This is a genomic window from Bacillus sp. WMMC1349 (assembly GCF_013155385.1).
Classification (GTDB): domain Bacteria; phylum Bacillota; class Bacilli; order Bacillales; family Bacillaceae; genus Bacillus.
In genome coordinates, this window is sequence record NZ_JABJUQ010000007.1 from 3,945,001 (window position 1) to 3,964,632 (window position 19,632).

A 19,632-nucleotide genomic window follows, 5' to 3' on the forward strand; every position below is an offset into this window, starting at 1 on the left:
CCTCAAGATGAGATTTCCCATTCCGCAAGGAAGTAAGATCCCTGAAAGATGATCAGGTTGATAGGTCTGAGGTGGAAGTGTGGTGACACATGGAGCTGACAGATACTAATCGATCGAGGACTTAACCTAAAATGATTTGTGAATGGTTTATAACGCGTTATCTAGTTTTGAGAGAATACTCTCAACAAGCCAAAGGCAAGGAAACTCGGCTAATGACTCACCTCTGTGAGGAACGCCCAGTACCTGTGTCCTGAAGGCATAGTTTGGTGGCGATAGCGAAGAGGTCACACCCGTTCCCATGCCGAACACGGAAGTTAAGCTCTTCAGCGCCGATGGTAGTTGGGGGTTTCCCCCTGTGAGAGTAGGACGCCGCCAAGCAACTCGTGATATCAAGCCCAGCTTAGATAAGCTGGGCTTTTTATATTGTTATAAAAATTGAAAGGCTGGCGGACTGTTCTGAGTCTGATTCCGCCAACTTTTTAGATTCATAAGGCGAAAACAAACATGGTTCTATTGATCACCATTAGTTTATCCAGTGCTGGTGTTAACATTTTCTTTACTAAAAAAACACAGGGATTGAGGGGATATAATGAAACTTAAAAATATCATGATATTATGTCTTGCCGCTTTATCATTAATATTTATATTGATACTTAGCTTTCATCAAAAAAGTACACAAGACATCATTTCAGAGCAGTTTTCTGAATATGTGGGAGACAACCATTTGACTGTATTAAGAGAAACTATTCCACAACAGCATGAAAAAGTGCTTTTATCAGTTTATAAAACACCTGAAAATCAATTCGGTATTATTGAATTTGGAGAAGAGCAGAAAGCTCAAGCAGAGAAGAACATAGATAATCGATTTACAGTCATCTGTTAGAAGGGAAATGTGCTGTTATACTAGTAAACAAGAAGTATCGTAAACTTGTTTACTCTGTTATTCACTATGATAAGCATTATAAAAAACTAGAGGAGATTCGCTTTTTGGAGGATGAGTTCGTGGTGATGGATATCTTTAAAGAGAATGTATCGACTGTTCATACTATTGAGTTTGTCAATCAAGCTGGTAAAGTCGTATCCATTGTAAAAGGCCCATTTTGAATCTCTTGATTGATTTGTTCAGAAAATCGATATTTAATTAACCTAATATAGAGAAAAAGTGTTTTTTGTTGTGCTCAATCACTTCGAATTCACCCCTTCCCCCATTGTTTTCTATATGTGTAAATCGATAATTCACCTTTGTATTGATTTAACAACCATCACCTGAAACAAACACGTTATGATGTTCGCCTACATATACTAATCTAACCTTCAAAAACATTCTTAATTTTGTATACAAGTATCAATAGTTGGAAATAATGAAATTTATGGAGGTGGAATGATGAAGAAGCGTGATTCAGGGGAAGCATGTATGATTTGTGAAGAAAAAAAAATGAAAGGTATTCACCTTTATACGAAATTTATATGTGAAGAATGTGAAAAAAAGATAATATCAACATCAACAACTGATCCTCAATACTCTGAATATGTTAAAAAATTAAAAGGTATTCGTACACCGCCTTTATATTCTTAGACCGATTTTCAGGTCTTTTTTTGTATTTAAAGGAGACAGGTCTTTAAGTTCTTGAAGAGGCAAGGTATAATAAAAATAGCACACTATAATTTACAAAGCAGTCAGGACATCCAGAGATAGATGTCTTTTTCTTATATCAATATGTGTTGTATTTTTTAAAAGGAGTAGATGATGTATGAAACGTTTTTTCTTAATTTTGCTTCTTCTATTAGCCGCTAATTCCATATCTGTGCTCCTTTGGTTGACCTGTTTTATTGTCTTTGATCAAACGTTTCTGTTGTCGTCTGTTTATGCAGCGGCAACTTGGATGTTAGTTTATTTTGGAGGAAAATGGTGTAGAACTTTTTTATTAAGAAAAGAAAATAAACTGACAAGACGGGATTATCGTTATATTAAGCAAAATTTAAAAGAAGCAAAAGGGAAAATAGCCCGTCTAAGAAAATTAATTTTTTCAGTTAAAAGCCTTCAAACGTTAAAGCAAAACTTTGAAATCTATCGAATGGTCAGAAAAATTTATTGGCTAACAAAAGAAGAACCTAACCGGTTTTATCAAGTAGAACGTTTTTATTATCAAAATTTAGATTTGGCTGTGGAACTAACCGAAAAATATGCTCTATTAGCATCACAACCGAAGCGAAATGTGAAGCTGGAAATGGTTTTGAGTGAAACACGGTTAACAATTGCTGAATTAACCAAACAACTAGAAAATGATCTGTACGATTTACTAAAAACAGACATTGCCCACTTACAATACGAACTTGATGTTGCAAAACATTCGTTCAATAACGCAGGAGAAAAGATAAAATGAATGGCTTTGCTGATTGGCTTTCTAACAATGTAAGTTCTTCAGATAGAATGGGAAAACAGGTTCATACATTGTCGGAGGAAAAGCAATTGCAAGTATTTCAGCTGGCTGAACAGATTGATCTAACACAACAGCTAACAATTGATTGCTACGGAAGTAACGTACAAAAAAACTTAGCTCATTTCACAGATATTATGTTTGAGTATGTTCGAAAAAACGATGGTGCCGGTATAGGGCTAATCGTAAATGATTTTGTTAAGATGCTCGAGGCAATTGACCCTGATATGTTATACCCGAAAAAAAGCCAGTTGTTTTTCCGATTGATCAGAAAATCATCTTGCTCTGTCCAAGAAACAATCTCCAGATACGAAAAAACACGCGCTCAAATGAACAGAGTCAGTGTTAGGCTAGAGCATTCAAAAAAAGCGTTGATCAAAGATCTTGAGATGCTTGAACAGCTTTTAGAAGAAAATAAAAAATACAATGAAAAGCTAAATCTATATATTGTAGCTGGACAATTGAAACTGGAGGAATTGTCTTCAAATACTGATCGTTTAAGAAGACGGCTGCATGATTTAATCATCAGCAGAGAAATCACCAAACAAAGTGCAGTGCAAATTCAAATGATTCAAAATACGAACCAAGTGCTGATCGAAAAAATCCACTCAGCGCTTATGACAGCAATTCCTCTTTGGAAGAACCAAGTAGTGATTGCTTTAACTTTTCTGAGGCAACAACATGCTACAATAGCTCAACAGCAAGTTTCTGAAGTATTGGTAAAAAATTCAGAAATTCTGAAAAACAATACAGTCCAAACAGCTAAAGGAAAAGATGTTGAGATTGAAACGTTGAAAAATTTGCAGAATCATTTAATTCGTGTACTTAAAGAGACATTAAATATTGAAGAAGCTGGCCGGACAAAACGCCTTTAGACAGAAGGAAAGGACACTTAAGGATAAAGATTTGCCAAAACATCTTCCCTGTCCCCCATCTTGAAGGTTATAATAAAAAAAGAAAATGCCGAAAGCCATACTCTAGGCATATTAAAGGGAATCGATCAAGATGAAAACACCTCTATATACAGCATTGGTCAACCATGCTGATGAACATATACAATCATTTCACGTCCCGGGACATCACAATGGAGATGTCTTTTTTGATGAAGCGAGAGCCTTTTTCCAAGCCATCCTAAAAATAGATGTGACTGAATTAACAGGACTTGATGATTTGCATGATCCTTCAGGTGTTATAAAAAAAGCCCAAGATTTAACCTCAACACTCTATGGAGCTAAAGAAACATTTTTTCTTGTTAATGGATCAACAGTTGGAAACCTTGCGATGATTCTGTCAGTTTGCCAGCCGGGAGATGTTATACTTGTTCAGCGTAACTGTCACAAATCGGTTTTTCATGCAATAGAGCTAAGTGGGGTACATCCGGTGTTTTTGACACCAGAAATCGATGAGAAAATGGCAGTAGCTACACACCTTTTACATCAGACTGTCAAAAATGCGATATTAAGATATCCTTCGGCCAAAGCATTAATGATCACATCCCCTAATTACTATGGACATGCAGTTGATTTAACGCCAATGATTGCAGAAGCACACCAACATCATATACCTGTTCTCGTAGATGAGGCTCATGGTGCACATTTTGTCTTAGGGGGTTCTTTTCCTCACTCATCTCTACAAGCTGGAGCTGATGTCGTTGTCCAATCTGCTCACAAGACACTTCCAGCAATGACAATGGGATCATACTTGCACTTAAACAGTGGAAGAATCGACAGGGACAAATTGGCGCACTATTTGACTGTCCTACAAAGCAGCAGCCCATCTTATCCAATCATGGCTTCATTGGACTTAGCAAGGGCCTATCTTGAAGACATCATCAAAGCGAACAAAGCTGAGCAGATTGAACAAGAGATACAAGACATGAAGCTATCGTTATTGCAGATGAAAGGGATAGAGCCCATTGTTCCAACAGACTCTCTTATTCAGCAAGATCCATTAAAATTATCGATCAGATCAAAATATGGCCACTCCGGTTATCAATTGAAAAATATTTTCGAGAAAAATGGTTGGCATCCTGAATTGGCTGATGAAAAGCAAGTATTGTTTGTTTTACCGCTAGGAGGTAAAAATAAGTTAACAAAAGAGCAGATTAGCAAGATTGAAAAGGAAATGAAACAAACATCAGCTGAACCTTCAAATGAAACGTGCAGCATGCAGCCGCTTGAAAAAGTGACCACATTGCCTTATTCAAGCAAGAAACAATCCGCTTTTAAAAAAGAATCAGTCTCATTCAGAGAAGCAGTCGGCAGGGTAAGTGCGGAACAAGTTATCCCATATCCACCTGGGATTCCCCTCATCATGGCAGGAGAAAGGGTGACCAAAGACGTCATTCACCAGTTAACAAAGCTGATTGATTTAAATGCCTATATTCAGGGAAGCAGCCTGCTGAAAAATAAACAATTAACGGTATATATAGAAGAGGAGAAATCATGAGCGGTTTATTTATTACATTGGAAGGTCCTGAAGGAGCTGGGAAAACAACGATCCTTCAGGCAGTGACACAACAATTGACGAAAAACGGATATCCTGTACTTGCAACCAGAGAGCCGGGCGGAATTGAAATAGCTGAACAAATTCGTGAGGTTATTTTAAATCCTAATAACACAGACATGGATCCTAAAACAGAAGCACTTCTATATGCAGCAGCAAGAAGCCAGCATTTAGTTGAAAAGGTGCAGCCAGCACTTAAAAAAGGAAAAATCGTCTTGTGTGACCGATTTATTGATAGTTCGCTCGCTTATCAGGGATATGCAAGAGGACTTGGGATTGATGAAGTCTTGTCCATTAATCAATTTGCAATTGGAGAGATGATGCCTCATATTACAATATATTTTGCTATTGATCCAGAAGAAGGAATGAAACGGATTCATGTCAATGATTCACGCGAGAAAAACCGTCTTGACCTTGAACAAATTGATTTTCATCATCGTGTTTTGCAAGGTTATCAAGAGGTAATGGACCGGTTCCCGAAGCGTTTTCGGACCGTGGATGCCAGCCAGCCTATTGATCATGTAGTAAAAGACGTTTATGAAATGATTGAACAGGAACTTCATTCATTTCTGTAATCTTCTCGGTTCTTGAGAAGGATCTTCATTAGAATACGTTATGATACACAGCATATACTAGCTGAAAAACCCCCCAATGATTTTAAGCTTTTTACAATTGTTGCTTACAAATCAATATTAATCACTGTTATAATGATAATAAGAACATCCTAAGTTGTTTTAAACAAATAGGGGGGTTTCAAATGAAATTAATTATAGCTGTTGTTCAAGATCAAGATAGTAATCGGCTGTTAAAGGCGTTAACTGATCATCATTTTCGCGTGACAAAGCTTGCAACAACTGGCGGTTTCCTTAGGTCTGGAAACACTACCTTTATGTTGGGTGTTGATGATATTCGAGTTGATAAAGCACTCAATCTGATTAAAGAAAACGGAAGTAAACGTGATCAATTGATTGCACCTGTTTCGCCAATGGGAGGAAATGCCGATTCTTATGTCCCTTACCCTGTTGAAGTGGAGGTAGGCGGAGCAACTGTTTTTGTATTGCCAATTGAACAATTCCATCAATTTTAAGGGTTGAAAATATGAAGATAAGTCAAGAATTACGTACAATTATAGAAAAACAGCAGACTCAGCCTGTTAGAGGAACTACGACCTCTTCATTTAAAGAAAAAATTAGTATTCAGGGAGAAAAGCTTAGGTTTGAACAGCTAACAATGCTTTTGACCGATATTGAAACGTTTGGGAAACGGCTGACTAAGTCGAGAAATTTTAAAGATTTGGCTAGATTTAAAGGGATGATCAAACGTTTTGTAAAAGAAGCTGTTGAAAATGGTTTAACCGTAGAAAATTCGAGAAGTTTTGATTTATATGGAAACAGCAGAACACTAAACATTGTAAAAGAACTTGATGAAAAGCTCGTCCAATTGACAGAGGAATTAATGGATCGAGAAAAACCTTCTATTGATTTATTGGAACGGATCGGGCAAATAAAGGGTTTGTTAATTAACCTTTACACATAGAGAGTGATGTTATGGCTATAACTTGGAAAGAAATGCAGGCACTTCAACCAAAAGTGATGCGGCTTTTGCAAAATAGTATAGAAAGAAATCGGCTGGCACATGCTTATTTGTTTGAAGGGCGTAAAGGGACAGGTAAATTAGATGCAGCTTTTTTGTTGGCGAAAAGTTTTTTTTGTCTTCATCAAAAGAGCGAGCCTTGTGAATCTTGTCGAAATTGTCAGCGAATTACTTCCGGCAATCATCCTGATGTCCATGCCGTCTTTCCTGATGGATTGTCGATTAAAAAAGGGCAAATTCAGTCACTGCAGGAAGAATTCGCAAAAACAGGTTTGGAATCGCAAAAGAAGCTATATATCATTTCCCATGCAGATAAAATGACAACAAATGCCGCCAATAGTTTGTTAAAATTTTTAGAAGAGCCAAGCAATGAAACAATTGCCATTCTGTTAACAGAACAGCCCCATAAATTGTTGGACACCATTAGATCAAGATGTCAGGTTCTATCATTCCAATCATTATTACCAGAATCAATTGAAAAAGAATTAATTAAACAAGAGATCTCTCCGAGCCTAGCATCCATTTTGTCGAATATGACTAGCAGTTTATCAGAAGCGCTCGAATTAAGTCGAAATGAACAGTTTGCAGAGACTAGAGCGAAAGTGATAAAATTGTATGAAGTCTTACACCAGAGAAAAGGACATGCTTTTTTTTATATTCAAGATCAATGGATGCCCTTTTTTAAGGAGAAAGACCATCAACAAATGGGTCTTGATATGCTTTTATTCATATATCGTGATGTGTTGTCCATTCAGATAGGACATGAAGATAAAATTATTTTTCAGGACTTATTCCAAATATTAAAACAGCATGCATTACAATCCACACAACAACGAGTGACAAACCAGATACTTGCTGTTTTAGAAGCAAAAAAACGGCTTTATTCCAATGTTAATGCTCATAGTTTAATGGAGCACTTGGTTTTAATGCTGCAGGAGGGATAAGCTTGTATCATGTAATTGGTGTTCGCTTTAAAAAAGCGGGCAAAATATATTATTTTGATCCAAACGGATATCAGATAGATAAAGACAGCTGTGTAATCGTTGAAACAGTAAGAGGGGTTGAGTATGGCCAGGTTGTTGTTGCCAATAAGCAAGTAGACGAGCACGATGTCGTCTTGCCCTTAAGAAAAGTGATCAGGGTGGCTGATGAACGTGATCGTCTAATTGTTGAAGAAAACAAAGATGTTGCTCTGTCAGCTTTTGAAATATGTCAGAAAAAAGTATATGAACATGGTCTTGAAATGAAACTGGTTGATGTCGAATTCACATTTGATCGAAACAAAGTGATTTTTTATTTTACGGCTGATGGAAGAGTCGATTTTAGAGAGCTTGTCAAAGATTTGGCAGCTATCTTTAAAACTAGAATTGAACTTAGACAGATCGGTGTAAGGGATGAAGCCAAAATGCTTGGCGGTATCGGACCGTGTGGAAGAATGCTTTGCTGCTCAACGTTTCTCGGCGATTTTGAACCTGTTTCTATCAAAATGGCCAAAGATCAAAATCTCTCACTCAACCCGACGAAGATCTCTGGTCTATGCGGACGGCTTATGTGCTGTTTAAAGTATGAAAATGATGAATATGAAACGGCTAAAGAACAGCTCCCTGATATTGGAGAAGTCATTGCAACATCCAACGGCCCAGCGAAAGTTGTTGGGTTGAATATTCTTGAACGCATCCTTCAAGTCGAATTGACAAATAACGAAAGAGTTGTGGAATACACTTGGGATGAACTGTTACAAGAAGGTGTCGTATCTGCCCAAACCACAGATTAACGAGGTGTGAAACCTTGGATAAAAAAGAATTGTTTGATACAGTTATAAATTTAGAAGAACAAATCGGTTCATTGTACCGTCAGCTTGGAGATCTTAAACAGCATATTGGGGAAATGATCGAAGAAAATAACCATTTGCACTTGGAAAATGAGCATTTGCGCAAGCGGTTAGAAGAGACAGATCAAAGGCTGAAAGTCACAAAATCGGGTACAAAAGAGTCAAAAACCGAGAAAACAGGGCTTATTGATATTGGAGAAGGCCACGATAATTTGGCGCGCCTTTATCAGGAAGGTTTCCACATTTGTAACATCCATTATGGAAGTGTCCGTAAAGAGGGAGATTGTTTGTTTTGTCTGTCATTTTTAAATAAAAAATAAAAGGAGGGCTTCCGGTCAAACGGAAGCCCTTTTAACGGGGTTGTCCTGAAAGAAGTGTGGATGGGAATTTGCTCGCTTTCCGCGAGCCTCCTCGGAGCTTGTTCCTTGCTCCTGCGGTCTCGTCTGGCTCGCTGCTCCCGCAGGAGTCTCGCAACCCCCTGATTTATATTGAAAAAGGACTTTTTAGACAGCTCTTTTAACGGGTAGTCACCAAGAATAGATTATAGTGGGAAAGGACAAAATGATGATTCAATTACGAGATGATGAACGACTTGATGATGTACTTGCAGAGGATTTGAAAATTGTACAGAGCCCGACAGTCTTTGCATTTTCATTAGATGCGGTATTGCTGTCAAAATTTACATATGTTCCTATTCAAAAAGGTAATATTATTGATCTGTGTACAGGAAATGGCATTGTTCCACTGCTTCTCAGTACCCGTTCTAAAGCAACGATCACTGGGGTTGAAATTCAAGAGAGGTTGTATGATATGGCACAGCGGAGTGTAGCATACAATTGTCTTGAGCAACAGATTCAGTTTATTAAAGATGATCTAAAGCATATGCCAAAAGTGCTGGGATATCATAAAGCCGATGTTGTAACATGTAATCCTCCTTATTTTAAAACACCCCAAAAAACGGAGCAAAATCTTAATGAACATCTTGCGATAGCCCGACATGAAATTTATTGCACATTGGAAGATGTAGTTCAGGTCAGCAGCCAACTTTTAAAGCAGGGTGGAAAAATGGCGCTTGTCCATAGACCGGGAAGGCTTCTTGAAATTTTTGAGTTGATGAGGGAATATCAGATTGAGCCGAAACGTGTACAATTTGTTTATCCAAAACATGATAAAGAGGCAAATACCATTTTAGTTGAAGGAATAAAAAATGGCCGACCTGATCTGAAAATCTTACCACCGCTGTTTGTATATGATAAAAACAGCCAATATACAAAAGAGATAAGGAAGATATTGTATGGAGACAGGTGATAACCATTATTTTTATGTACTGTTATGCCGGGACGGCAGTTTATATGCAGGGTATACGAATAACCTTGAAAAACGGTTAAAAACCCACAATGATGGCAAAGGAGCCAAATATACAAGAGCAAGGCTGCCAGTCACACTCCATTATTCCGAACGGTTTTCAACGAAAAGGGAGGCTATGCAGGCAGAGTATTATTTCAAAAAGTTATCGAGAAAAAATAAAGAACATTATCTAAAAACAAAAACGGCAGAGAAAAGAGGGTGTTGATCATCAATCGTCAGAAAAGCTTTGATCAAAAATCGGATATGGGAATCTTATATCTTGTTCCGACCCCAATCGGTAATTTAGAGGATATGACATTCAGGTCTATTCATGTATTAAAAGAGGCTGATGTAATCGCTGCAGAGGATACGAGACAGACAAAAAAACTATGCCATGTTTACCAAATTGAGACACAGCTTGTTAGCTATCATGAACATAATAAGGAAAGTAGCGGACATAAAATATTAGAATGGTTAAAGGAAGGAAAAACGATCGCGTTAGTCAGTGATGCCGGCATGCCGACAATCTCTGATCCAGGAGCGGAAATTGTTCGAGATTTCACGAATATTGGCGGTTATGTTGTACCTTTACCTGGTGCGAATGCAGCTTTAACAGCATTAATTGCCTCAGGTCTTGTTCCGCAACCGTTTTTCTTTTTCGGCTTTTTAGAACGAAACAAGCGCGAAAGAAAAAAACAACTGAACACGTTAAAAAACAGACAAGAAACAATCATTTTTTATGAAGCGCCACACCGTTTGAAAGAGACACTAACAGCAATGTATGACATATTTGGAAATCGAAAAATTGCAGTAACAAGAGAATTAACAAAAAAATTTGAAGAATTTATAAGAGGAACGATTGAAGAAGTGTTAGCCTTATTTGAGAAAGAACAAGTGAGGGGCGAGTTTTGTCTCGTTGTTGAAGGATGTGAAGAAGAAAATAATCTTGAAGAAGCGAGTTGGTGGGAACATCTTTCGGAAAAAGACCATGTTGAATATTATATTAATCAAGGAATTCATACAAAGGAAGCCATAAAAAAAACAGCCATTGATCGCAACGTCCCAAAACGTAAAATTTATGAAGCATATCATATTAAACATGAAAAATAAAAAACGAAAAAAGCGGTTTGGATAAGGGCAAACGCTACCCACGGGCGCTTGGTTTTTAGAAAAATCCGATCATCCAGATTAATAAATAAAGGCTGTCAAGAAAGACTTGACAGCCATTGATAAAGCAATTTTTATATATTTAAAAAACTTATTTTTGAGATTGAAGCTGTGCTTGAATTTCTTTAATGATTTGTTCAGCACCTTCAGGGCTAAGTACTAATTTACCGTTAGCAAGTTTAAGGTTGTCATCAGAAACCTCACCTGTTACTTGGCAAGTCATGTTTGGTTTATATTTCTTCAAAATGATTTTTTCATCATCAACATAGATTTCAAGAGCGTCTTTTTCAGCAATTCCTAGCGTACGGCGAAGTTCAATCGGAATCACCACGCGTCCTAGTTCGTCAACTTTACGTACAATACCTGTAGATTTCATATTTGTTCTCCTCCCTAAAAATAGTTATTTAATTTGTGTTATTATCTTCGTCATTATTCGACAAAATCCTTACAGTCCTAGCATATCAAGGTTTCCAATATACGTCAATCTTTTTCTTTCTATTGTTTGTAAAAATTAGCGCATATAGTTAAATAATCTTGAATTGAACTGATGGAAAAGGAATTGAAGATGATAAAACCATGGTATATGTCTTTAAATCAAGACTTTTGAACTAAGGTTTTTCCTCATATCGATTATATACGACATTATTCGACAATGGAAGCTTTTTTTGTCGAAGTATTATATTACCTCGTTATGAACAAAATGACAATAACAATAATCATTTGCTATTGATATGTATATTTTCTTGAACTTAAAGGTTAAGATGGTATCATATAAAGAGGATCATAAATAAGGCAATGACTGATTGAAGACACCGCTCTCGTCCTTTTTGGCGGGAGTTTTTTGACATTTTAATTGGGAGGTTCCATCATGTCGGAAAAAAAGAATACGTTTTATATTACAACACCGATTTATTACCCGAGTGGAAAACTACATATTGGACATGCTTATACAACCGTTGCAGGTGATGCCATGGCTCGGTATAAAAGACTAAGAGGCTATGATGTAAGATATTTAACGGGTACAGACGAACATGGCCAAAAAATTCAGCAAAAAGCAGACCAAGCCAATATAACACCACAAGAATTGGTGGATCAAGCTGCAAAAGACATTCAACAACTCTGGAGAAAACTTGATATCTCTAATGATGACTTTATTCGAACAACAGAAGTTCGTCACAAAACCGTCATTGAAAAGGTTTTTCAAAAGCTTCTTGATCAAGGCGATATTTATCTTGATGAATATGAAGGTTGGTACAGTATTCCTGATGAAACGTTCTATACAGAAACACAACTCGTTGATGTGGAGCGTAATGAAAAAGGGGAAGTTATTGGCGGAAAAAGTCCGGATAGCGGTCACCCTGTTGAACTGATTAAAGAAGAGTCTTACTTCTTCCGGATGGGAAAATATGCAGACCGTCTTCTTGCATTTTATGAGGATAACCCTGAATTTATTCAGCCTGAATCTCGTAAAAACGAAATGATTAATAATTTTATAAAACCAGGGCTAGAGGATTTAGCGGTCTCTCGGACAACATTCGACTGGGGGATAAAAGTTCCGGGTAATCCTAAGCATGTCGTATATGTATGGATAGACGCACTATTTAACTATGTAACGGCACTTGGATTTGATACTGAGCATGATGAAAATTATAAAAAATATTGGCCTGCCGCTGTTCACCTCGTTGGAAAAGAAATTGTCCGCTTCCATACCATTTATTGGCCTATTATGTTAATGGCATTAGATATGCCATTACCAAAAAAGGTATTTGCTCACGGCTGGTTATTGATGAAAGACGGAAAAATGTCTAAATCAAAAGGGAATGTGGTAAATCCGGTAACATTAATCGATAGATATGGTCTTGATGCTTTACGATACTATTTGCTTCGTGAAGTGCCATTCGGTTCTGATGGTGTATTCACACCAGAAGGATTTGTAGAGCGGATCAATTATGATTTGGCAAATGACTTAGGAAACCTTTTAAACAGAACAATTGCCATGATCAACAAATATTTTGATGGACACATTCAATCTTATCAAGGCCCGCTAACACCTTTTGATGAACCTTTATCAACGTTCGCTAAAGAAACCATTCAAGCTTATGAACAGGCAATTGAAAATATGGAATTCTCTGTTGCGCTAACATCTCTTTGGCAATTTGTTAGCCGGACAAATAAGTATATTGATGAAACAGCACCTTGGGTACTGGCGAAAGATCAGGAAAAAGAACAGGAGCTTCAGTCTGTGATGTATCATCTGGCAGAATCACTGCGAATGACTGCAGTCTTGCTCCAGCCATTTTTAACACAAACACCTGAAAAAATCTTCTCCCAGCTCGGTATAACAGATCCATCCTGCAAAACGTGGGAAAGTATTGCCTCCTTTGGACAGCTGAAATCGGTTCAGGTTCAAAAAGGAGAGCCGTTATTCCCAAGGCTTGAAGTAGAAGAAGAGGTCGCATATATTAAAGAAAAAATGCAAGGCACGGTATTAAAAGAGGAGCCGGCAAAAGAAGAAGTCTCGGAAATTACATTTGATGAGTTTATGAACACAGATCTTCGAGTTGCTGAAATCATTCAGGCAGATCCGATAAAAAAAGCAGACCGGCTGTTAAAATTACAGCTCGATTTAGGCTTTGAAAAAAGACAAGTTGTTTCAGGAATTGCTGAGCATTATAAACCTGAAGAATTAATCGGGCGTAAAGTCATTTGTGTCACTAATTTGAAACCAGTTAAGTTAAGAGGAGAATGGTCACAAGGAATGATTTTAGCAGGTGGAGATCAAGGGAACTTTTCACTGGCTTCAGTAGACAGTTCCTTGGCTAATGGAACACGAATAAAATAAATAAACAAAAGGTGTTTCACGTGTAACATTTCGTCGAACACCTTTTGTTTTTATTGACAATATATGATAAAAAGGGTGAACATTTGATGTTATTTGATACACATGCACATTTAAATGCGGAGCAGTATCATGAAGATTTAAAAGAAGTGATTGCCAGGGCGAGGGAAGAAAAAGTTGAACATATTGTGGTAGTCGGATTTGACCGTCCAACGATAAACCGTGCGATGGAACTCATTGAGGAATATGAGTTTATCTATGCTGCAATCGGTTGGCATCCGGTTGATGCCATTGATATGACAGATGAAGATTTATCATGGATAAAAGAACTTTCTTCTCATGAGAAAGTTGTGGCACTTGGAGAAATGGGTCTGGACTATCACTGGGATAAATCACCGAAAGATGTTCAAAAAGAAGTATTTAGAAAACAAATTGCTTTGGCAAAAGAAGTCAACCTTCCAATTGTCATTCATAACCGTGATGCAACAGAGGATGTGATCACCATTTTACGTGAAGAAGGGGCTGAACAAGTTGGAGGTATTATGCATTGTTTTACTGGAAGTGCAGAGATTGCCAGGGAATGCATAGATATGAACTTTTATATATCCTTCGGTGGACCCATCACCTTTAAAAATGCAAAAAAACCAAAAGAAGTTGCCAAGCAAATTCCTATAGACAGGGTTTTAATTGAGACAGACTGTCCTTATTTAACGCCTCATCCTTTTCGGGGAAAACGAAATGAACCGAGCTATGTAAAATTTGTCGCTGAACAGATAGCAGAGCTTAAGGGGTTAACTTATGAGGAAGTAGCGGCCAAAACGACCGAAAATGCAAAAAAACTTTTTAACATGAAGTGACAATATGTGATATCGAGTATTGGGAAAGCTTGTCTTTTCGGGAGATTGTTCTGAAAAGTTCTACAAGTCTGTTTACACTCATAGGATAGATGTCGACAAGTCTTTCTTCCTTTTGGGCAGTCAACTTTTCATAATAAAAGAGAAGGCGGGCTTGTGATGGAAACGAAAGGAGGGTTGACAGGCTTGAAGATACTCTATATAATCTCTCCGAGGAGAAGGAGGCGTTTTTCATCATACAAAAAATGAGAAGGCTATTTTCCGTGAAGCTTAGTAAAAGCAGATGGATGCTGCTTGCTGGCGGTTTGCTAGTAGCAGGAAGCGGAACTGCTTATGGAGCGCATGAGCTTACTAAAAAACCAATCTCGATATCTATTAACGGAAAAAAACAAAGTGTTCGCACACATGCAAAAACAGTGAGTGAGCTTTTGAAAAGTCTAGATATAGAGACGAGAAAAGAAGATCACATCTCTCCAGCGGAAGATACAAAAATTACTAGCGATATGAATGTCAAGTATGTCGCTTCAAAACGTGTTCAATTCACAATAGATGGGCAAGAAAAAACGATTTGGACAACAACGGGGACAGTCGGTCAGCTTCTTAAAAAACTAGATATAAAGTTTGGGAAACATGATCAAATCGAACCTGCAGTTGATCAAGAGATAAAGAAAGATATGAGGCTGACTTTACAAAGAGCTTTTAAGGTCACTGTAAAAGATGCCGGTAAAAATAAAGACCTTTGGACAACTTCGACTACGGTCGCTGACTTTTTAAAACACCATAAAATCAGCGTAAATGGCGATGATGAAGTCAAACCTGCGCTTGATAAAAAACTGACAAAAGATCAGGCAGACATTTACATTACTCGCATCAAAAAAGTCACCGATGTAGTGGAAGAGAAGATACCGTATGACGTTAAGAAAAAAGCGGATGCATCTCTTGACAAAGGTAAAGAAAAAGTAATTCAAGCTGGTAAACACGGTAAGCTTAAAAAGCATTATGCTGTTGTCATGCAAAACGGCAAAGAGCTTTCCAGGAAATTAATTAAAAAGGAAACGGCGAGCGAAAGTAAGACAAAAGTAATAGCTATTGGCACAAAAAACAAAACGGTTGCTAAAACACGCGCCAATGTATCGCGCAGCAATGAACCCTCAAAAAAAGAATTTTATGTTTCTTCCACAGCTTACACGGCAAGTTGTAATGGATGTTCAGGCAGCACAGCTACCGGTTTTAATTTAAAAGCCAACCCTGGTTCTAAAGTGATCGCAGTGGATCCAAGTGTTATTCCATTGGGTTCTAGAGTGCATGTAGAAGGTTATGGCTATGCAATTGCAGCTGATACCGGCTCAGCGATTAAAGGTCGTAAAATTGATGTGTTTTTCCCTAATAAACCATCGGCATATCGATGGGGAAATAAACGAGTTAAAATTAAGGTTTTGAACTAAATATACCATTTTATTTTTATAGAAGCAGAGGGATTTTGCCCCCTCTGTTTTTTTCGTTATAATAGATTCATCTTGTCATCAATATAATAGACGGTTTTATTACAAAAAGGTTTCAGTTATTTCGAAAACGTAATAAAACTTTTTTATCATTCGGAGGAAAACATGAAAATTAAAGAAATCATCGTTGTTGAAGGACGTGACGATACAGCAAAAATTAAGTCAGCTGTTGATGCTGATACAATCGAAACAAACGGGTCTGCGATCGGAGAAGATGTGATAAAGCAAATCCAACTCGCACAAAAAACACGGGGAGTCATTATTTTCACCGACCCTGATTATCCAGGGGAGAAGATTCGTAAAACAATTGCTGAAAAAGTACCAGGCTGCAAACATGCATTTTTACCTAAACATTTGGCCAAACCTAAAAACAACCGAGGAATCGGTGTCGAACATGCATCACTTGAAAGTATCCGTACATGTTTAAAAACTGTTCAAGAAGAAATGGAAGCAGTAGAACCCGAAATTGGAACCCGTGATTTGATCGAGGCCGGCTTGATCGGTGGCCCCTTAGCAAAAAAAAGACGAGAACGGCTGGGCGACATCTTAAATATTGGTTATACAAACGGTAAACAGTTGGAAAAACGGTTGCAAATGTTTCAAATTAAAAAGAGTGATTATTTAAGTGCACTAGAGACTGTGCTGCGGGAGGAAGAGAATGAATAAAGATATCGCCACCCCTATAAGAACAAGAGAAATCCTTGAAAAATACGGATTTTCATTTAAAAAAAGCTTAGGGCAAAATTTTTTAATTGATACAAATATATTGGATAGAATCGTTGATCATGCTGAAGTAACGAAGAAAACAGGTGTTATTGAAGTTGGGCCGGGAATCGGCGCTTTGACTGAACAGCTTGCTAAACGTGCTAAAAAAGTAGTCGCTTTTGAAATTGATCAAAGGCTTTTGCCAATCTTAAAAGATACACTGTCTCCTTATGATAATGTAACTGTTCTTCATCAGGATATATTGAAAGCAGACATTCAAACAGTGATGACTGAGCAGTTTCAAGACTGTGATGAGGTGATGGTGGTTGCCAACCTGCCTTACTATGTTACCACTCCAATTATTATGAAACTTTTAGAGGAAAACCTTCCGTTGAAAGGAATTGTGGTGATGTTACAAAAAGAAGTGGCGGACCGTATGGCTGCAAAACCTTCTTCAAAGGAATATGGTTCATTATCGATAGCAGTCCAATTTTATACAAATCCGAAAACGGTGATGACTGTTCCCAAGACTGTGTTTATTCCACAGCCAAATGTTGATTCTGCAGTAATACGTCTGCTGTTAAGAGATACCCCGGCTGTGACAGTGCGCAATGAGCCGTTTTTCTTTCAAGTTGTCAAAGCAAGCTTTGCTCAGCGTCGAAAAACGCTTTTAAATAACCTTGTCAACAATTTACCAAACGGAAAAGAAAAGAAATCATTGATTGAAACAGCGCTCCAAAACTCAGAAATCGATGGAAAGAGGCGAGGGGAGTCACTTAGTATTGAAGAATTCGCCGTGCTTTCTGATCACTTATCAAAGGCTTTTCTTTGAGACTCCCACCCGTAAACAGGCAAGCTGGCTAACGCCAGTGGGATTTCTTGAATGACTAAGCAATCGCAGTCCATTTCTGTTTTGAACAGCCTTCAAGATAAGGGTATCTCATTACCCTTCCCCTATCCAGTGCATATAGCAGATAAGGGCTACGCAACTATGACCATAGCGTACAGATGTTGTACGTACATGTTTTAGCGTCTTGTACTTGACGACACATATCGTTTTACGGACAACATGAATTGGGTCGTCGAACCGTATATGATATTCAATTTTCAACGATCGAGAATGTTTTAAAGAATTTTACTTGTCTATATGCCAAGAATATCATATTTTCAGGTAGTTAAGATGGTAGAAGCTCCCCCCTTGTCTGGACTTACTCTCATCCCGCATCTAAAGAAGTGGGCTTTCACGTTCGGAAAAGCTGTAGAAGAAGGGCTTTTTTTGCTCAATGTCACCACATGAGCATGAGGTACATAGGCTAAAGAAGCACCTTTAATTTTTTCGACGCTGCTTGATTTTAAAATGATGAGGGTCTTAGTTTATGTGTGGAGTGAAAAACATGCAATTTCAAATAGGCGACATGGTAGTCAGAAAATCGTATCAAAGAGATATTTTATTTCGAATTATTTCTATTGAACAATCAGCAAAAGGCGAGCCGATTGCTGTTTTGCACGGAGATGAAGTCAGGTTAATTGCTGATGCGTATTTAGGGGATCTAGAGATTGTTCGCGAAGCTGAACGGCTGGAAAGAAAACAGGAAGAAGAATCGAAAATGAAGGAATCTTTGGAGATGCTCCGGCATGATTATAAACTTCTTCGCGAAAAACACGAGTACCGAGCTACAAACCAGTATAATAATGAACAACAATATTTTCACATGCCTGGAAGGGTTCTTCACTTAGATGGGGATTCGACATATTTAAAAAAGTGTTTGACATTGTATGAAAAGATCGGTGTTCCAGTGTATGGTATTCATTGCCACGAAAAGAAAATGGCTTCTGTTATTGAGGAACTGCTAGACGAATATCGACCAGATCTTCTCGTGATTACTGGCCATGACGCTTATTCTAAGCACAAAGGCAATATTAACAACATAAATGCTTACAGACATTCAAAAGATTTTATTGAAACTGTTCAAAAAGCAAGAAAAAAAATTCCTCATCTTGATCAACTTGTGATTTTTGCGGGTGCTTGCCAATCTCATTTTGAATCATTAATTAAAGCTGGCGCCAATTTTGCTAGTTCACCTTCAAGAGTAAACATCCATGCGCTAGATCCAGTCTATATCGTCGCAAAAATCAGCTTTACTCCATTTATGGACAGAATTAACGTCTGGGAAGTGCTCAGGAATACTTTAACAAGGGAAAAAGGATTGGGGGGTATTGAAACACGAGGACTGTTGAGAATAGGAATGCCATATAAGACAACAAATTAATCCCGCTTCCGGCGGGATTTTTGTTGAAAATACAATTTTATTTAAAAATTATACATAAAAACACGTAAAACGAGGAAAATAAGGGAAAGATGAAGTAAAATTTGTCACAAATATTTTATTGACAATAGCTCACTAACGTTGATATAATTTAAATTTTATTTGACAAAAATGGGCTGTTGTTGTATAATGATTTTAGTGAGGTGGATGCAATGGCCAAAACGTTGTCCGATATAAAAAGATCGCTTGACGGGCATTTGGGAAAGAGACTTACGTTAAAAGCAAACGGAGGTCGCCGAAAAACGATTGAGCGTTCGGGCATTTTAGCTGAGACGTACCCTTCTGTTTTTGTGATACAATTAGATCAAGACGAGAATTCGTTCGAAAGAGTTTCATACAGTTATGCAGATATTCTTACTGAGACGGTTGAATTAAGATTTTCTGATGATACGACAAGCTCAGTAGCTCTTTAATTAGCAGTGGACAACATGTTTGCTGCTTTTTATTTTATCCAATATTTCTCGGGAAAGATTTGATTGACTTGAGAAAAACTATAAATGTCACTTGTTTTATGAAAGGGGCTG

The 19,632-nt window shown here is 37.6% G+C and carries 22 protein-coding genes and 2 rRNA genes (1 of these 24 only partly in view); 23 read left to right on the forward strand and 1 reads right to left on the reverse strand.

The genetic code is table 11. The annotated features are described in order from the left end of the window. From HOO54_RS22495 to rsmI, 16 genes are all read left to right on the forward strand, one after another. Window positions 1-129: ribosomal RNA gene (locus HOO54_RS22495) — 23S ribosomal RNA — on the forward strand; it begins 2,803 nt to the left of the window's first position. A 133-nt stretch (window positions 130-262) separates the two neighbouring features. After that, window positions 263-378, forward strand: a 5S ribosomal RNA gene (rrf, locus tag HOO54_RS22500). A 211-nt stretch (window positions 379-589) separates the two neighbouring features. Continuing rightward, on the forward strand, window positions 590-883 hold the full coding sequence (locus HOO54_RS22505; RefSeq protein WP_172299183.1) for a hypothetical protein: 294 nt from the start codon (window positions 590-592) through the stop codon (window positions 881-883). A 501-nt stretch (window positions 884-1,384) separates the two neighbouring features. Then, on the forward strand, window positions 1,385-1,576 hold the full coding sequence (locus tag HOO54_RS22510) for a sigma factor G inhibitor Gin (RefSeq protein WP_172299185.1): 192 nt from the start codon (window positions 1,385-1,387) through the stop codon (window positions 1,574-1,576). Between the two features lie 175 nt (window positions 1,577-1,751). Further along, on the forward strand, window positions 1,752-2,384 hold the full coding sequence (locus tag HOO54_RS22515; RefSeq protein WP_172299187.1) for a 5-bromo-4-chloroindolyl phosphate hydrolysis family protein: 633 nt from the start codon (window positions 1,752-1,754) through the stop codon (window positions 2,382-2,384). Further along, complete coding sequence (locus HOO54_RS22520) at window positions 2,381-3,313, forward strand: toxic anion resistance protein (protein WP_172299189.1); 933 nt, start codon at window positions 2,381-2,383, stop codon at window positions 3,311-3,313. The genes HOO54_RS22515 and HOO54_RS22520 overlap by 4 nt, the downstream gene beginning before the upstream one ends. A gap of 130 nt (window positions 3,314-3,443) precedes the next feature. Further along, window positions 3,444-4,886 carry an aminotransferase class I/II-fold pyridoxal phosphate-dependent enzyme gene (locus HOO54_RS22525; protein WP_172299191.1) on the forward strand — a complete coding sequence of 481 codons (1,443 nt, stop codon included), beginning with the start codon at window positions 3,444-3,446 and terminating at the stop codon, window positions 4,884-4,886. Further along, window positions 4,883-5,518, forward strand: a complete 636-nt coding sequence (gene tmk / locus HOO54_RS22530; protein ID WP_172299193.1) for a dTMP kinase — start codon at window positions 4,883-4,885, stop codon at window positions 5,516-5,518. The genes HOO54_RS22525 and tmk overlap by 4 nt, the downstream gene beginning before the upstream one ends. Before the next feature lie 182 nt (window positions 5,519-5,700). Continuing rightward, a complete protein-coding gene (locus HOO54_RS22535) occupies window positions 5,701-6,030 on the forward strand; it encodes a cyclic-di-AMP receptor (protein ID WP_172299195.1) in 330 nt (109 codons plus the stop codon). Between the two features lie 11 nt (window positions 6,031-6,041). Beyond that, a complete protein-coding gene (locus HOO54_RS22540) occupies window positions 6,042-6,479 on the forward strand; it encodes a YaaR family protein (RefSeq protein WP_172299197.1) in 438 nt (145 codons plus the stop codon). 11 nt (window positions 6,480-6,490) lie between these two features. Beyond that, window positions 6,491-7,480, forward strand: coding sequence for a DNA polymerase III subunit delta' (gene holB / locus HOO54_RS22545; RefSeq protein WP_172299199.1), 990 nt, complete (start codon window positions 6,491-6,493; stop codon window positions 7,478-7,480). 2 nt (window positions 7,481-7,482) lie between these two features. Further along, window positions 7,483-8,310, forward strand: coding sequence for a competence/sporulation regulator complex protein RicT (gene ricT / locus HOO54_RS22550; protein ID WP_172299201.1), 828 nt, complete (start codon window positions 7,483-7,485; stop codon window positions 8,308-8,310). Between the two features lie 14 nt (window positions 8,311-8,324). Beyond that, window positions 8,325-8,687, forward strand: a complete 363-nt coding sequence (gene yabA, locus HOO54_RS22555; protein ID WP_172299203.1) for a DNA replication initiation control protein YabA — start codon at window positions 8,325-8,327, stop codon at window positions 8,685-8,687. Between the two features lie 244 nt (window positions 8,688-8,931). Further along, a complete protein-coding gene (locus HOO54_RS22560; RefSeq protein ID WP_172299776.1) occupies window positions 8,932-9,675 on the forward strand; it encodes a tRNA1(Val) (adenine(37)-N6)-methyltransferase in 744 nt (247 codons plus the stop codon). Beyond that, on the forward strand, window positions 9,662-9,940 hold the full coding sequence (locus HOO54_RS22565; RefSeq protein ID WP_172299205.1) for a GIY-YIG nuclease family protein: 279 nt from the start codon (window positions 9,662-9,664) through the stop codon (window positions 9,938-9,940). The genes HOO54_RS22560 and HOO54_RS22565 overlap by 14 nt, the downstream gene beginning before the upstream one ends. Next, complete coding sequence (gene rsmI, locus HOO54_RS22570) at window positions 9,940-10,824, forward strand: 16S rRNA (cytidine(1402)-2'-O)-methyltransferase (RefSeq protein ID WP_172299778.1); 885 nt, start codon at window positions 9,940-9,942, stop codon at window positions 10,822-10,824. Before HOO54_RS22565 ends, rsmI begins: the two co-directional genes overlap by 1 nt. Window positions 10,825-10,972: 148 nt before the next feature. Here rsmI and HOO54_RS22575 read toward each other — a convergent pair whose 3' ends face one another. Further along, window positions 10,973-11,257: a transition state genes transcriptional regulator AbrB gene (locus HOO54_RS22575; protein WP_172299207.1), complete on the reverse strand. Its 285-nt coding sequence runs from the start codon at window positions 11,255-11,257 to the stop codon at window positions 10,973-10,975. A gap of 492 nt (window positions 11,258-11,749) precedes the next feature. On the opposite strand from HOO54_RS22575, the gene metG reads away from it, so the two are divergent. From metG to veg, 7 genes are all read left to right on the forward strand, one after another. Next, window positions 11,750-13,723, forward strand: a complete 1,974-nt coding sequence (gene metG / locus HOO54_RS22580; RefSeq protein ID WP_172299209.1) for a methionine--tRNA ligase — start codon at window positions 11,750-11,752, stop codon at window positions 13,721-13,723. An 86-nt stretch (window positions 13,724-13,809) separates the two neighbouring features. Further along, window positions 13,810-14,577: a TatD family hydrolase gene (locus tag HOO54_RS22585; RefSeq protein WP_172299211.1), complete on the forward strand. Its 768-nt coding sequence runs from the start codon at window positions 13,810-13,812 to the stop codon at window positions 14,575-14,577. A 242-nt stretch (window positions 14,578-14,819) separates the two neighbouring features. Then, window positions 14,820-16,019 carry a G5 and 3D domain-containing protein gene (locus tag HOO54_RS22590; RefSeq protein ID WP_172299213.1) on the forward strand — a complete coding sequence of 400 codons (1,200 nt, stop codon included), beginning with the start codon at window positions 14,820-14,822 and terminating at the stop codon, window positions 16,017-16,019. Between the two features lie 162 nt (window positions 16,020-16,181). After that, a complete protein-coding gene (gene rnmV / locus HOO54_RS22595) occupies window positions 16,182-16,742 on the forward strand; it encodes a ribonuclease M5 (protein ID WP_172299215.1) in 561 nt (186 codons plus the stop codon). Next, window positions 16,735-17,613 carry a 16S rRNA (adenine(1518)-N(6)/adenine(1519)-N(6))-dimethyltransferase RsmA gene (rsmA, locus tag HOO54_RS22600; protein WP_172299217.1) on the forward strand — a complete coding sequence of 293 codons (879 nt, stop codon included), beginning with the start codon at window positions 16,735-16,737 and terminating at the stop codon, window positions 17,611-17,613. The genes rnmV and rsmA overlap by 8 nt, the downstream gene beginning before the upstream one ends. Window positions 17,614-18,175: 562 nt before the next feature. Continuing rightward, window positions 18,176-19,051, forward strand: coding sequence for a sporulation peptidase YabG (gene yabG / locus HOO54_RS22605; protein ID WP_172299219.1), 876 nt, complete (start codon window positions 18,176-18,178; stop codon window positions 19,049-19,051). Between the two features lie 209 nt (window positions 19,052-19,260). Beyond that, the gene (veg, locus tag HOO54_RS22610; protein WP_172299221.1) at window positions 19,261-19,521 is read left to right on the forward strand and encodes a biofilm formation stimulator Veg; all 261 of its coding nucleotides are present in this window, start codon (window positions 19,261-19,263) and stop codon (window positions 19,519-19,521) included. Window positions 19,522-19,632 lie beyond the last annotated feature (111 nt).

Coding starts and splice junctions, on each gene's coding strand:
- HOO54_RS22505 (WP_172299183.1), top strand. CDS start 590: ATGAAACTTAAAAATATCATGATATTATGTCTTGCCGCTTTATCATTA.
- HOO54_RS22510 (WP_172299185.1), top strand. CDS start 1,385: ATGAAGAAGCGTGATTCAGGGGAAGCATGTATGATTTGTGAAGAAAAA.
- HOO54_RS22515 (WP_172299187.1), top strand. CDS start 1,752: ATGAAACGTTTTTTCTTAATTTTGCTTCTTCTATTAGCCGCTAATTCC.
- HOO54_RS22520 (WP_172299189.1), top strand. CDS start 2,381: ATGAATGGCTTTGCTGATTGGCTTTCTAACAATGTAAGTTCTTCAGAT.
- HOO54_RS22525 (WP_172299191.1), top strand. CDS start 3,444: ATGAAAACACCTCTATATACAGCATTGGTCAACCATGCTGATGAACAT.
- tmk (WP_172299193.1), top strand. CDS start 4,883: ATGAGCGGTTTATTTATTACATTGGAAGGTCCTGAAGGAGCTGGGAAA.
- HOO54_RS22535 (WP_172299195.1), top strand. CDS start 5,701: ATGAAATTAATTATAGCTGTTGTTCAAGATCAAGATAGTAATCGGCTG.
- HOO54_RS22540 (WP_172299197.1), top strand. CDS start 6,042: ATGAAGATAAGTCAAGAATTACGTACAATTATAGAAAAACAGCAGACT.
- holB (WP_172299199.1), top strand. CDS start 6,491: ATGGCTATAACTTGGAAAGAAATGCAGGCACTTCAACCAAAAGTGATG.
- HOO54_RS22560 (WP_172299776.1), top strand. CDS start 8,932: ATGATTCAATTACGAGATGATGAACGACTTGATGATGTACTTGCAGAG.
- HOO54_RS22565 (WP_172299205.1), top strand. CDS start 9,662: ATGGAGACAGGTGATAACCATTATTTTTATGTACTGTTATGCCGGGAC.
- HOO54_RS22575 (WP_172299207.1), bottom strand. CDS start 11,257: ATGAAATCTACAGGTATTGTACGTAAAGTTGACGAACTAGGACGCGTG.
- metG (WP_172299209.1), top strand. CDS start 11,750: ATGTCGGAAAAAAAGAATACGTTTTATATTACAACACCGATTTATTAC.
- HOO54_RS22585 (WP_172299211.1), top strand. CDS start 13,810: ATGTTATTTGATACACATGCACATTTAAATGCGGAGCAGTATCATGAA.
- HOO54_RS22590 (WP_172299213.1), top strand. CDS start 14,820: ATGAGAAGGCTATTTTCCGTGAAGCTTAGTAAAAGCAGATGGATGCTG.
- rnmV (WP_172299215.1), top strand. CDS start 16,182: ATGAAAATTAAAGAAATCATCGTTGTTGAAGGACGTGACGATACAGCA.
- rsmA (WP_172299217.1), top strand. CDS start 16,735: ATGAATAAAGATATCGCCACCCCTATAAGAACAAGAGAAATCCTTGAA.
- yabG (WP_172299219.1), top strand. CDS start 18,176: ATGCAATTTCAAATAGGCGACATGGTAGTCAGAAAATCGTATCAAAGA.
- veg (WP_172299221.1), top strand. CDS start 19,261: ATGGCCAAAACGTTGTCCGATATAAAAAGATCGCTTGACGGGCATTTG.